The 13808-nt window shown below is 60.6% G+C and carries 11 protein-coding genes; 1 reads left to right on the plus strand and 10 read right to left on the minus strand.

What is annotated here, in order from left to right:
- Positions 1-39: 39 nt before the first annotated feature.
- From pgm to ACKZ62_RS14865, 4 genes are all read right to left on the minus strand, one after another.
- Positions 40-1683, minus strand: coding sequence for a phosphoglucomutase (alpha-D-glucose-1,6-bisphosphate-dependent) (gene pgm, locus ACKZ62_RS14850; RefSeq protein WP_032891469.1), 1644 nt, complete (start codon positions 1681-1683; stop codon positions 40-42).
- 96 nt (positions 1684-1779) lie between these two features.
- Positions 1780-3186 carry an aminotransferase-like domain-containing protein gene (locus tag ACKZ62_RS14855; RefSeq protein WP_032891468.1) on the minus strand — a complete coding sequence of 469 codons (1407 nt, stop codon included), beginning with the start codon at positions 3184-3186 and terminating at the stop codon, positions 1780-1782.
- Positions 3183-4601 carry a hypothetical protein gene (locus ACKZ62_RS14860; RefSeq protein ID WP_447095437.1) on the minus strand — a complete coding sequence of 473 codons (1419 nt, stop codon included), beginning with the start codon at positions 4599-4601 and terminating at the stop codon, positions 3183-3185. Before ACKZ62_RS14860 ends, ACKZ62_RS14855 begins: the two co-directional genes overlap by 4 nt.
- Before the next feature lie 707 nt (positions 4602-5308).
- Positions 5309-6331, minus strand: a complete 1023-nt coding sequence (locus tag ACKZ62_RS14865; protein WP_032891466.1) for a zinc-dependent alcohol dehydrogenase family protein — start codon at positions 6329-6331, stop codon at positions 5309-5311.
- Between the two features lie 247 nt (positions 6332-6578).
- Here ACKZ62_RS14865 and ACKZ62_RS14870 point away from each other — a divergent pair, with 247 nt between their 5' ends.
- Positions 6579-7493, plus strand: a complete 915-nt coding sequence (locus ACKZ62_RS14870; protein WP_028616088.1) for a LysR family transcriptional regulator — start codon at positions 6579-6581, stop codon at positions 7491-7493.
- Between the two features lie 84 nt (positions 7494-7577).
- Here the strand turns inward: ACKZ62_RS14870 and ACKZ62_RS14875 are convergent, their stop codons facing one another.
- The 6 genes from ACKZ62_RS14875 to ACKZ62_RS14900 form a co-directional block, all read right to left on the minus strand.
- Positions 7578-8912, minus strand: coding sequence for an MFS transporter (locus tag ACKZ62_RS14875; RefSeq protein ID WP_447095438.1), 1335 nt, complete (start codon positions 8910-8912; stop codon positions 7578-7580).
- Positions 8913-8966: 54 nt separating this feature from the next.
- On the minus strand, positions 8967-9728 hold the full coding sequence (locus ACKZ62_RS14880) for a 1,6-dihydroxycyclohexa-2,4-diene-1-carboxylate dehydrogenase (RefSeq protein WP_095184814.1): 762 nt from the start codon (positions 9726-9728) through the stop codon (positions 8967-8969).
- A 10-nt stretch (positions 9729-9738) separates the two neighbouring features.
- Positions 9739-10761, minus strand: a complete 1023-nt coding sequence (benC, locus tag ACKZ62_RS14885; protein ID WP_032891463.1) for a benzoate 1,2-dioxygenase electron transfer component BenC — start codon at positions 10759-10761, stop codon at positions 9739-9741.
- Between the two features lie 10 nt (positions 10762-10771).
- The gene (gene benB, locus ACKZ62_RS14890) at positions 10772-11260 is read right to left on the minus strand and encodes a benzoate 1,2-dioxygenase small subunit (protein ID WP_095184815.1); all 489 of its coding nucleotides are present in this window, start codon (positions 11258-11260) and stop codon (positions 10772-10774) included.
- Positions 11257-12633, minus strand: coding sequence for a Rieske 2Fe-2S domain-containing protein (locus tag ACKZ62_RS14895; RefSeq protein WP_447095439.1), 1377 nt, complete (start codon positions 12631-12633; stop codon positions 11257-11259). Before ACKZ62_RS14895 ends, benB begins: the two co-directional genes overlap by 4 nt.
- Before the next feature lie 107 nt (positions 12634-12740).
- Positions 12741-13688, minus strand: a complete 948-nt coding sequence (locus ACKZ62_RS14900; protein WP_122765115.1) for an AraC family transcriptional regulator — start codon at positions 13686-13688, stop codon at positions 12741-12743.
- Between the last annotated feature and the right edge of the window lie 120 nt (positions 13689-13808).

Raw genomic sequence — 13808 nt, forward strand, 5'->3', positions numbered from 1 at the left:
GTGGGAGGTGGAATGTCCCCTCCCACATGGTTTTCGGTGTTACTGGGAAATGGCGCCGTCTACCAGTACCTGGGCCTCTTCTACCAGCTGTTTGAGGTGATCTTCGCCGATAAAGCTCTCTGCGTAGATCTTGTAGATGTCTTCGGTACCCGATGGCCGTGCGGCGAACCAGCCGTTTTCGGTCATTACTTTCAGACCGCCAATGGCTTGATCGTTGCCCGGCGCGTGGCTGAGGATCTGCTGGATGCTTTCCCCAGCCAGTTCGGTGGAGGTCACCTGCTGTGGGGACAGCTTGCCCAGCAAGGCCTTCTGCGCCGGGGTGGCCTTGGCGTCGACGCGAATGGCGAACGGCTCGCCAAGGGCGTCAGTCAAGCCACGGTAGATCTGGCTCGGGTCCTGGCCTTTGCGCGAGGTCATTTCCGCAGCCAGTAGCGCTGGGATCAGACCGTCTTTGTCGGTGCTCCACACCGTACCGTCTTTGCGCAGGAACGACGCGCCGGCGCTTTCTTCGCCGCCAAAACCCAGCGACCCTTCAAACAAGCCATCGGCAAACCACTTGAAGCCTACCGGCACTTCATACAGCCGACGGCCAATGCGCGCGGCCACACGATCAATCAGGCCGCTGCTGACCACGGTCTTGCCCACGGCTGCATCCGCGCGCCAGTCGGGACGGTTCTGAAACAGGTAATCGATGGACACGGCCAGGTAGTTATTCGGCGCCAACAGGCCGCCGGACGGGGTAACAATACCGTGGCGGTCGTGGTCCGGGTCGCAGGCGAAAGCGACGTCGAAACGCTCCTTGAGCCCGATCAAACCCTGCATGGCGTAGCTGGAGGACGGATCCATGCGGATCTGGCCGTCCCAGTCGACGCTCATGAAGCGGAAGGTGGAATCGACTTCAGTGTTCACCACGTCCAGGTTCAGGCGGTAGTGCTCGGCAATCGCCGACCAATAGCGCACTCCTGCTCCGCCCAATGGGTCCACGCCCAGGCGCAGATCAGCGCTGCGGATAGCGTCCATGTCGATCACATTGACCAAGTCGGCCACGTAGCTGTTGAGGTAGTCGTGACGATGGGTGGTGTCAGCCTTGAGTGCCTGGGCGTGGGTGATGCGTTTGACCCCGGCCAGCTTATTGGCCAGCAACTCGTTGGCTTTGGCTTCGATCCACTTGGTGACGTGGGTATCAGCCGGGCCACCATTGGGCGGGTTGTACTTGTAACCACCACTTTGCGGCGGGTTGTGGGACGGCGTAATGACGATGCCGTCCGCCAGCCCGCTGGTACGGCCACGGTTGTAGCAGATGATGGCGTGGGAAATCGCCGGGGTCGGCGTGTATTCATCACCCTCCGCCAGCATTACATGGACGCCGTTGGCCGCCAGGACTTCCAAAGCGCTCGCGCCGGCAGGCGTCGACAGCGCATGGGTGTCTAGCCCGACAAACAGTGGACCGTTGATGCCTTGGGCTTCGCGGTACAGGCAGATGGCCTGGCTGATGGCGAGTACGTGCCATTCGTTAAAGCTCAGCTCGAAGGAGCTACCACGGTGCCCCGAAGTACCGAAGGCCACACGTTGGGTGGAGATCGCTGCATCAGGCTGGCCGGTGTAATAGGCCGTAACCAGTCGCGGGATATCCACCAGCAACTGGGCCGGCGCCGGTTTGCCCGCAAAAGGACTGATTGTCATGCATAAACCTCGGATAGAAGGATCTGGAAAAATGGCAGTTTACTGAGAGTTCGACTACGGCGCGACGGTATCGATCCTACAACCGTAAGAGAAATTTCACCCAGTCTGCGCCTGCCGCAGTGCGTCACTCAACGCTGCCAGTGCAATATCCAGATTAGGCTGCCCGTGAAAGGTGTGACTCAAGCGCAGGTTTTGTTGATGCAGCCCGCTGACACTGAACAACTCGCCGGGCGAGATCACTACCTGCCGTCCCAGCAACCGCTGGAATGCCTGACGCATGTCCACCGCACGGCTGGAGGCCAGCCAAAAGGCGGCACCGGCGGCAGGCATTCGATAGGTCACCTGGTCGCCCAAGTGCTGCTCCAGGCGCTGACTCATTTGCACGGCCTGCTCGCTCAGCTGCTGGCGCAGTACGCGCAGGTGCTGGTCCAGTCGCCCGCTTTGGTACAGGCGGGCAATCGCTCGCTGACGGATCGACGATAAGCGGAATGAGCGCAACAAGAATTGGCGCTGTAGCTCGTTGCTCATGCGTCGGGACAGCAGATACCCATAAGGAGCTTCAGAACCAAGCACCTTCTCGAACGAAGAAAATACAATCAGCCGCTCAGGGTTCACTAATTCGCGCAATGCCGTGTGCGGCGCTTCGAAACCCAGCTCACCGAAGGTGTCGTTTTCCAGCAACCAGCAACCGTGTTGTTCCAGCAGTTGTGCAACGTAAAGACGCTCGTCAATGGACATAGCCACCCCTGACGGCAGGCTGACCGAAGACGAGAGCAACACCAACTGCACCGACTCATCGCGTAGCAGTCTGGCCAACGTGTTCCGGTCAATACCGCCCTCCTTCGTCCAGGGCAACTCGATGATGCGCACCCCAGCGCCCTGCAACAACCGCAGGATCACCCAATCACAGGGTGACTCCACGATGACGGTAGTGCCCCGCAGGCCCAGCACTTCGATCAGAATATCCAGCACACCGCGAAGGTCGGCACCGATATACACATCGTCGGCATGCCAGCAGCGCGTAGCTGAAGAGGTATACCGTGCCGCCAGCGCCGCACGTAACTCCCACACACCACATGGCTGGGACCATGGCTGCAACTGCGGCGGATACTGGCGCACCAACTCCCGCTCCAGTCGCAGCAGCGTTTCATCCAGCGCTCCCAGCAAGGCCGGCTCGTCACCGCTGAAGACCGCCATGCCAGGGCGCCGAGCGGCAGCGTACAAGCGGTCGAGCAAATCCCCTCCCGCCCACGGCATCGGGTTTGCGGACATTGGCCAGGCGTAATAACCGGACTTGGCCACCGAATAGACCCTGCCCTCCTTCTCCAGCAGCGCATAGGCATACTGAATCGTCGAAATCGACACATTCAGGCGCCCGGCCAACTGCCGCAGGGACGGCAGTTTTACCCGGGTGTCGGTGCTGACTTCGTTGATCAGACTGATCATGTAGCGATAGACCGCCTGATACGCGAAATCCGCCTGACGCTCGCCACGCAGCGTCATCGACCGAACAATGGCACGGCCTGAGCCGCACTTTGGACGGCACCGTCTTGACGTACGTCTTTCGCACTGACCACCTGCCGTTTGCGGTACAGATGCTGCAACAAGGGCAAGGGCAAGCCGCTGGTGTCCATTACCCACTGCTGCAGCATCTCGGCGCAGGGCTTGCCTTGCAGGACTTTGTGCAATTCGGGCAGTGCCACCAGCATGCCCGGATGGCATTGGCGCAAGTAACCCTCCAAGCGCTGGCCGTGATCAAGAAAGGGAGAGAACAGCATGCAGATCAGCTGAGTTTCATCCAGGCCAAAAAATTGCTGGGCGTAGGTGCTCGACAGCATCCGCCCTTCAGGGGTCCCGGCCTGAGCCAGCACATCTTCGGGCATACGCAGGCGACGCATGTAGGAATCGGCCTGTTGGATAAAGCCGTCGACACCGTCTTCATAATCCAGTTCATGCAGAAACTCGGCCTGCAGCCCGCGCAGATGCGCCATCAGCAACGGATTGGAATAGGCCGGATGGCTGAAGTGAAAGCCCAGCGGGTCTGGAACGTAAGCCATGAACTCAGTCAACAAGGGGGCCGACGCCATGTCGACATCTTCCAGCAGATCGGCGATGCCGATGTAGGCCAAGTGACGGTGCCCGGCCTTGCTGGGATTATCGTTGGCGGTGTATTCCTCACCGAATACATCACGGTAGTAACCGGTGCTGCACTCGTCCATGCGCGCAAACAGCGCGTTGAGCGACAGCGAGCTGCTCTTGGGAACAGCGATACCCGCACTTTGAGCAGTTTGCTTGAACCAGGCTAAAAACTGACTCTGCTTACGCGGTGAATCACCGCTGACCAGCGCATGGACGCCGCCGTTGTAAGTGGTGACGCGCTGGTAAAAATCACCGACCGCCAAGTAGGTGTCGTTGCACAACGTAGCGCGACAGTCTCCGGCACTCACGTGGCCCACCATCAACATATTGCGCTGGCTGACCTCCCGCCCGATCGCTGACGCGGGGCGCAGGTGGTTGAAGGGCTGGACTTCCCGATTTTCCACCATCAATAACTCCACGCGCGGGTCGTCGTGGAGAAACAGCCGGCCGTAGCCGCGATTGAGGGTATCAAGTTGGCCCTCGGTCATGCCTGCGTGCCGTAACGTCGCGACCCTGAGATGAAAGGTACGCGGTGCCCGACCGGCAATGGTCAATTGGGCGGCGCGCAGCAATGCCAGGGAATAACTGCTGACTTCACCGCCACCATGGGCCACCAGCACTTTGAAATCCCCAACCTGCTCCATGCCCCCTGCTGCGACAACGATTCGCTGCACCAATAACTGCAGGGCGGTACGGCCTGCGCGAGTAAAGTGCCCAATCAAACGTTGCAGAACTTGCTGGTAGACATGATTCATAGCCTGTTCGTGAATAGTGCTCATAGTTCTACTACCTGAGTTGAAATATCAGTTTCAAGCAACTGCTGACAGTGTTTGCTCGACCTATTTTGCGTGTAGGAAAATCGCGCACCGCATTGTGCGCCGATGATTAAACACTAGCACCGCGCAACAAAACGACAGGGATCGCCAGGGGTTTATCCCTCACCCTTAAAAACCCATAACCAAATGAATCTAAAGGGAAATCCAGAAAAACAAACTAGACTTAGGACTCTTCCGACAAGTTCCTACACATTTTTAATCAGCCTTTTAAAGAGGCGTCCGACAAATAGACTCAAACAACTTTCCCTTTTGCAGGGCAGGTACGACTTATGAAGGCTCCTTCCGTCACGAGCCCGTGTGCGCGCCACACTCATAGTTCGAATAAGTATCTGCAGAGTTTTCATAGATTCAATCATTGCTCAATCCTTGAGATGAAAGTGAAGACGCAATTATCAAGGCTGGAATAATGATTAATAGATACAGAAGCCCGCCTAAAACCAGTTCAGATGAGCGCGGGATGTCGCGTACGGGACGCACAAACAACAACGCCGCACTGGGATTCAGCGCGGCGTCAGGGAGGAAGAGCAGGATTTGGGGGCTAAAGTGCCGAATCGGCACCTTCTGGGGCGAGCGGGTTAAGCCCTGTCAAATGGCGTATTTGCCCCATTCACTCAGGCACCGGAACACTCATTTACGAATACTCCTACAGCTCAAACAGCCGCAACCTGCAAAGCAACTCGCTCGCGGCACGGGCATTCGTCCATATAACGGTGCGCTTCCACGAACTGGTTGAACGGAAACACCGTGGTTTTCAGTGGAAGCAGCACGCGGTCGGCGGTGAGTTGGTTGATATCACGCAACGCACGCTGCAATGCCACCTGGTCCTGAATGATGCCCAGCTCCGGTTTACCGGTGAAATTACCGATGCAGTGCACGAAGAACTGAATGTTCTTCTGGAACGCCGCACACGCGGGGAATGGCGTCTGGTTGCCGCCCTGCAAGCCATACAGCACCAAGCTGCCACGGGGCGCCAGCACATCGCCGAGCAATGACATCTGCGGGCCACCCAAGCCATCGAACACCACGTCAACGCCACGGTTGTCGGTGAACTTGTTGATTTGCATCAGCAGGTCCTGCTCTTCGGTGACGATCACCTTCTCGGCCCCGAGGGACAGCAGGTACTCACGCTCAGCGCTGTCCTTGGTTGCGGCAATTACCCGCACACCCAGGGCCTTACCCAGCTGGACAAAGGAAGGGCCGGCGCAATGACTCGCATCGGTGACCAGGGCAAATTGCCCCGGTTTGACCCGAGCCAGATCCATATAAGCAAAGTAAGCAATCAACAGCGGCGTGTAATGCACGCTTGCTTCAATAGGGCTCAGCACGTCCGGGTAGCGAGTCAGGGCTGAACGGGGCATGACGATTTGTTCGCCATACACCGGGTAATCATTGGGGCTCTCGGCCGGAAAACTGGCCACCTTATCGCCCACAACCAAGTCGTCCACGCCCTCGCCAAGGGCGACGACCACCCCAGCCATCTCGTGGCCAAGGCCAGATGGAAGACGGGCGTGGGAAGACGCCAGGTTCTGGCGCCACAAAATGTCATACCAACTGATGCCAATCGCCTCGACACGCACCTGCACTTCGCCCGGTGCAGGCTGCGCGGCTGCATGCTCTTCGCATTTGAGCACCTCGGCCGGACCAAACTTGTGAAAACGGATCGTGCGGGACATCGCAAACCTCGTCAAAGTAACCTCTAATGCCATGAACTTTATCTGGGCTTTGCGGGTAAGACCACAGGTCGCCATTAATAGTCGACATGCCTGTCATCGATTCCACGCCTGAGGAATAGACCCCAACTATCGTAGGAAAACTCAATTATCCTGTGCAGAGTACCAGCCTTTCCCCGTAAGATTAATGCTGGTCATCGTTTCCATGTGGCCGCTCACGTCAAGCTAGCTGACTCTTCCAGGACACAAGATGAACCGTAACGACCTGCGTCGTGTCGACCTTAACCTCTTGATCGTATTCGAAACCTTGATGCATGAGCGCAGTGTGACCCGTGCCGCCGAGAAACTCTTTCTCGGCCAGCCAGCCATCAGCGCGGCATTGTCGCGGCTGCGTGGTCTGTTTGACGACCCGCTGTTTGTACGCACCGGGCGCAGCATGGAGCCATCGGCCCGAGCGGTGGAAATCTTCGCCCTGCTCTCGCCGGCCCTCGACTCAATCTCAACCGCCGTCAGCCGCGCCGCCGAGTTCGACCCGGCAACCAGCACCGCCGTGTTCCGCATCGGCCTGTCCGACGATGTCGAATTCGCCCTACTGCCTCAACTGCTCAAACGCCTGCGAGCTGAAGCCCCAGGCATCGTGCTGGTGGTGCGTCGCGTCAACTACATCCTGATGCCGGGCCTGCTGGCCTCTGGCGAAATCTCCATCGGCGTCAGCTACACCGCCGACCTGCCGGCCAACGCCAAGCGCAAAGTGTTGCGCCGCAGCCTGCCCAAACTGCTGCGCGCCGACAGCGTGCCCGGCTCCCTGAGCCTGGACGACTTCTGCGCCCGCCCCCATGCCTTGGTATCGTTTGCCGGTGACTTGAGCGGGTTTATCGATGAAGAGCTGGAAAAGCTCGACCGCAAGCGCCATGTGGTGCTTGCCGTGCCGCAGTTCAACGGTTTGGGCACCCTGCTGGCGGGCACCGATATCCTCGCGACCGTACCGGATTATGCGGCTGAAGCGCTGACATCCGCCGGCGGCTTGCGCGCCGAAGACCCACCGTTGCCGGTGCGCTCGTTTGAACTGCACATGGCCTGGCGTGGGTCGCAGGACAATGATCCGGGGGAGCGGTGGTTGCGGTCGCGGATTCAGATGTTTTTTGGGGACCCTGACAGTCTTTAGGGATCGTCTGGCAGGCTGTTCGGCCGATCAACCCTACCTCCATGCTCACGTCCTTTCAGTCCATTGCCCATGAGCATTTGGCAGTCACAGCGCCACGGCGTCGGGCATGGCGATACGGGTGCGCCGCTCATTCAGGGCAAATACCGTCATTGCCAGCGCCGCAATCGCGCCGGGGATGGCGAAGGCCATGAAATTCAGTTGCAGAGGCAGTTCGATCGCCATCAGCGCGCCGCCTAACAGCGGGCCGACAATCGCGCCATTGCGACCGATGCCGGACGCCCAGCCCAGGCCTGTGGCGCGAATCGACAAGCCGTAGAGCTGCGCAGCCCCCGCGTACAGCAGGATCTGCGTACCAATGGTGGTGGCACCCGCGACGAAGATCAGCAGGTACAGGACCGGCATCGGGCTGTTGATGCCCAGCAGGCTGATCGAAACCATGGCGGCGGCGAAGAAGCAGATCACAACTTTCACCAGGTTCAGGCGGTCGCCCAGACGGCCGCCGAGCAGCGCCCCGGCCATGCCGCCCAGGTTCAGCGCGATCAGGAACGACAGGCTCGACCCCAGGCTGTAACCGGCGCCGGCCATCAGCTTGGGCAGCCACGAACTCAATGCATAGACCATCAGCAGGCAACAGAAAAACGCGACCCAGATCATCGCCGTACGCACCGCCAGGCCATGGCGGAACAGCTCCACCACCGAGGCGCCTTTACCTTTGCTGTCGGCGATCACCAGCGCATCTTCGACCTCGATCCTGGTACCTGGCGACAACCGATTAAGCAGCGCGCGAGCCTTGTCTTGTTGGCCCTGGCGGATCAGGAAGCCGATGGATTCAGGCAGCCAGTAAACAATCAGTGGCAACAGCAGCAGCGGAATCACCGCCACAAAAAACATCGACTGCCAACCATAGGCCGGCAGCATGAAAATCCCAACGCTGGCGGCGAGCATGCCGCCCAGGGAATAGCCGCTGAACATGAAGGCCATCAGGGTGCTGCGGAATTTCTTCGGCGCGTATTCGTTGATCAGCGCTGCCGCATTGGGCATCAACCCGCCGCAGCCGAGCCCGGCGATGAAACGGCAGATACCGAACTCGGTTGGGCTGCTGGCAAAGCCATTGGTCACGGTGGCCAGACTGAACAGGGTGAAACAGAACACGATGCCTTTCTTGCGCCCGAAACGGTCCGCCAGGGTGCCGAAAATCAGCGCACCGAACATCATGCCGAACAGCGCATAGCTGCCCAGGGCACCAGCCTGCAACGGCGTCAGCCCCCACTCGCGCATGATTGACGGCAGAACCACGCCGTAAATAAACAAGTCATAGCCGTCAAAGATCAACAGCAAGGCACACAGGCTCACGATCAACCAGTGGAAGCGGTTGAACGGGGCATTATCGATAATCGAATGGACATCATGGCTACGCATGGCAGTGCTCTCTTTATTGTTGTTGTGAGTCAGTGTCAGCAGATGGAAATAGCCTTAGCCGAGGTCGCCGCCGCCCACCGGCAAGGTCACGCCGGTGATGTAGGAAGCCTCGTCGCAGGCCAGGAACAGAATCGCGCCAGCTTGTTCGTCGATGCTGCCGTAGCGTTTCATCGGGCTGCTGTCGAGGGTCTGGTCGACGATCTGCTGGTACCACACGCGCTCCTGCTCGCTCTGCGGCTGGCTGTTGCGCGGGATGCGCCGTGGCGGTGCCTCGGTCCCGCCGGGCGCGGTGGCGTTGACCCGAATCCCGCTGCCGGCAGTCTCCAGGGCCAGGCAGGCCGTCAAGGCATTCACGCCGCCCTTGGCCGCGCCGTACGGCACGCGATTGACCCCACGCGTAGCCACGGAAGACACGTTGACGATGGCGCCTTCGCCCTGCTCCAGCATGTAGGGCAGCACGCAATGGCAGCACCACAACGTAGGGAACAGCGAGCGGCGCACTTCGGCCTCGATTTCGGCCTCGGCGTAATGCTCGAAAGGCTTGGCCCAGATGGTCCCGCCGACGTTATTGACCAGCACGTCGATGCGCCCGAAACGGGCCGTGGCGGCGGCCATCACCCGCGCGCACTCGCTGTATTGTTCCAGGTCGGCGGTCAGCAGCAGCGCTCGCTCATGCTGCAATTCATGCACAAGCTCGGAGCGATCCACCGCGACCAGCCAGGCGCCCTCCTCCAGCAAGCGCTCGGCGACACGCCGACCGATCCCTTGGGCAGCGCCGGTGACCAGCGCGACCTTGTTGTTAAACCGTTGAGTCATGGGGCAGTCCTCAGGCGGCATCGCACGTGGCGACCGCGTTAGGGGTGAATTTCTCGTAATGGAAGCTGGCCGGGGTCACGCCCTGCTGCTTGAAGTGCTCGCGCACCGCATCGACCATCGGCGGCGGGCCGCACAGGTACACGTCGACATCGCCGCCATTAAGGGCTTCGTCGGCCATGTGCTGAGTCACATAGCCCTGGCGCGGGTGAGTGGTGTGCGGATCAGCCACGCAGGTCACCAGGTTGAAGTCAGGCAAACGCGCGGTAAAAGCTTGCAACGCTTCGACCATCACCAGGTCCTGATCCCGCGTTACGCCGTAGATCAACCGGATCGGGCGGGTTTCCTGGCGCTGCGCGAGCACTTCAAGCATCGACAGGAACGGCGCCAGGCCGGTACCACCGGCCAGTAACAGCAGCGGCCGCACCACCTCACGCAGGTAGAAACTCCCCAGTGGGCCGGTGATCGCCACGCTGTCGCCCGGCTGGGCGCGCTCGAGCCAGCTGCTCATCAACCCGCCGGGCACGTGCTTGATCAGGAAGCTGGCGCGCGTGTCGCCCGGGCGACTGCTGAAGGAGTAAGCGCGTGTCTGCCCACTGTCGGGCACGCTGATATTCACGTACTGGCCGGGCAGGAATACCGGCGCCTGGTCCAGCTCGAAACTCGCCTCCAGCGCGGCATCGGCATGTCGGGTGATGCCGGCCAGCGTCGCGGTAAAGTGCGTAGTGCCGGTCTTGCAGGCGCTGGACGGCACCGGCACGGCGATCACGCAGTCGGACTGCGGCACCATCTGGCAGGTCAGTACCTGGCGCGCCTGCGCTTCGTCGGCGCTCAGGGCGTCGTCGATATAATCGTCACCCAAGTCGTAGGCGCCGGTTTCACAGCGGCATTTGCAGGTGCCGCATACACCGTCCGAGCAGTCCATGGGCAGGTTGATGCGTTGGCGGAAGGCGGCATCGAGCACCTTTTCCCCCACCTTGCAGTCGATGAAGCGGGTCACCCCATCCTCGAAGTTCAGGGCGATGGCATACGTCATGGCGGTGTCCTCAGATGTGGTAGATGTCGATGACTTGGTGGATGTAGTCGTTTTTCAGCACTACCTTCTTGCGCGTGATCAGCGGCTGCTCGGCACGGATGTCGAGGCGATAGAAGGAGGTACCGAAATAACTGTCGGTGGTTTTGTAGCGGTGGCTGAGGGTGTGCCAGTTGAAACGCAGGTCCACCTGCACGCCGTCGTCGGCCAGCACTTCGAGGTTGCACAGCATGTGCACGGTGCGCGGCTCGGGCGTGCTGGCGCTGGAGCGCTCGGTCTTGATGCGGAAGATACGGTCTTCCAGGCCGTCACGATTGGGGTAGTAGATCAGCGAGATTTCGCGCTGCGGGTCTTCGGTGAGGGTGTCGTGATCGTCCCAGGCGGGCATCCAGAACTCGGCCTTGGGCGAATAGCAGGCCAACCAGTCATCCCATTGTCGGTCGTCGAGCAGGCGCGCTTCACGGTAGAGAAAATCCAGCAGGTGGTCACGGGCAAGGCTCATGGCTGCACCTCGCGGTCGCTGGCAATCAGCCCTTGCTGTTCGCGCTCGATCGCACGCTGCAGGCTTTGGGCCCAGTGCGCATGCTGGCGCACAAACAAGCCCTCGTCCTCGGTCTTGACCCCGCTGAGCTGCGGTTGCATGCCCATGGCCAAGGCATTTTCGTCCGCGCCTTCGACCCACTGCCTGGCGCCACGGCTCAAGTCATTCCACAGGGTGCTCGCGCCCTGGTAACCGGTCTGGCAGGCGCGGAATTCCTCGAGGTCATCCGGGGTGCCCATGCCGCTGACGTTGAAGAAGTCTTCGTACTGGCGAATCCGCGTGGCGCGCTCCTGGGCGTTTTCGCCGATGGGCGCCATGCAATAGATTGTCACTTCGGTTTTATCCACGGCGAGGGGGCGCACCACGCGGATCTGGGTCGAGAACTGGTCCATCAGGTACACATTGGGGTAGAGGCAGAGGTTGCGGGTCTGGTCGACGATAAAGTCGGCGCGCGCCTGGCCCAGGCGTTCGGCCAAGGCCCCCCGGTGAGCGTGCACCGGGCGCACTTCGGGGTTGAGCAGGCGCGTCCACAGCAGGATATGCCCGTGGTCGAAGGCGTAGACGCCGCCCAGGCTTTTCGACCAGCCATTGGCGTCGACGGTGCGCGTGCCTTCGGCTTCGTAGTTGCGCCGGCCCATGGTCGCCGAGTAGTTCCAGTGCACGGAGCTGACGTGGTAACCGTCGGCGCCATTTTCGATTTGCAGCTTCCAGTTGCCGTCATAGACATAGGATGAGCTGCCGCGCAGCACCTCCAGGCCCAAAGGAGCCTGGTCGACCATCTGGTCGATGATGACGCGGGTTTCGCCCAGGTAGTCGCTGAGTTCCGGCACCGCATCGCTGAGGCTGCCGAACAGGAAACCGCGGTAGTTTTCAAAGCGCGCCAGGCGCTTGAGGTCATGGGAGCCGTCGCAGTCGAAGCTGTCAGGATAGGCGCCGGTCTTCGCGTCCTTTACCTTGAGCAGCTTGCCGGCGTTGCTGAACGTCCAGCCATGGAAGGGGCAAGTGAACGAGCCCTTGTTGCCTTGTTTGCGCCGGCACAGCATGGCGCCGCGATGCGCGCAGGCGTTGACCAGACCATGCAGCGCGCCGTGTTTGTCACGGGTGATGACCACCGGCTGGCGGCCGATCCAGGTGGTGAAGTAATCGTTGATCTCCGGCACCTGGCTTTCATGGGCCAGGTAGATCCAGCCGCCTTCGAAGATGTGTTTCATCTCCAGGGCAAACAGGTCGGGGTCGGTAAAGATGTCGCGGCGGCAGCGGAACACCCCAGTGGCGGGATCTTCCTGTACAGACTCGCGCAATTGGCAGGCGAGTCGGTCGAGTGTACTGATCATGGGGCGGGCCCTCCGTTGTTCTTGTATCAGGCACCCTCACCGTACGTGTTCGCCCTGCGCGTCAATATCCGCTGCCTGCACATCGCTATCCGCCAGGCGCACGTCGCTTAACGATGGCGTTTCCAGGTCTGCGACGGCAGTTCGCCGAAGCGTTTGCGATAGGCCTCGGAAAACCGCCCCAGGTGCATGAAGCCATGGTCCAAAGCCACCTCGGTCACGCTGCGCGTGCTGCTCAGTTGCAAGCGTGCGTGCACCCGTTCGAGCTTGCAGCGGCGTATATAGTCGCGCGGTGACAGCCCCACCTGGCGCGCAAACAGGCTGTACAGCGAACGTTCGCTGACGTTGGCCACGGCCATTAACTGCTCGACGCTGATGTCATCGCACAGGTGCTGCTGGATAAATTCGCGCACCGCTTCAAACCCACCGCCGTGGGCAGCCTGGGGGATCACCCGCAACACGTTGCTGCCCAGCAATGCCAGCAGCTTGTTGGCCAAGATGCGTTCGTACAGGCCCTGCATGTGGGGCTCGGCAGCGTTTTCCGCCTCATGACAGATCAGCCCGAGCAACGGCAGGAAGCCGCCCATTTCACTGAGCGCGTGGCGGGCCGTCGCGAAGCGGATACCCACCTGCGGCAGGCTCCAGTGCTGCTCCAGGCAGGCGTTTTCCAGCAGGCGCACCGGCAGTTTGATGATGAATTTCTCGCAGTCGGCGGAATAGGTCAGGTCTACCGGGTCGTCCGGGTTGATCAGCAGGATTTCCCCCGGCCCGAACACGTCATTCTCGCCACGGGAGCTGGAGCGGCAATGCCCGCTCAACAGGATCTGCAGGTGATAGATGGTCTCCAGCGCCACCGATGTGACCCGCACCGGTGCGCCGTAGCTGATGCGGCACAGGTCCAGGCTGGCGAAGGTGCGATGGCTGATACTCGCCCGGGGCCGACCCTTGGGAGGCAGGCGAATGCAGTGGCTGCCCACGTGCTGGTTGACGTAGTCCGACACCGCGTAGGCATCGGCGCCCTGGAAAATCTGGCTGCGCTCACTCAATAGCACGGTCATGGTTGCGGCTCTTTTATAGTTATTGGGCTCAGGCTGACGCCTGGGTAGGGGGGCGTCCAATATGGATAAAGTCTGAAGGGATACCCTGGAGGTATTGTCGGGCGTTCTGCGCCAGGCTTT

The sequence above is a fragment of the Pseudomonas sivasensis genome (genome assembly GCF_052938085.1).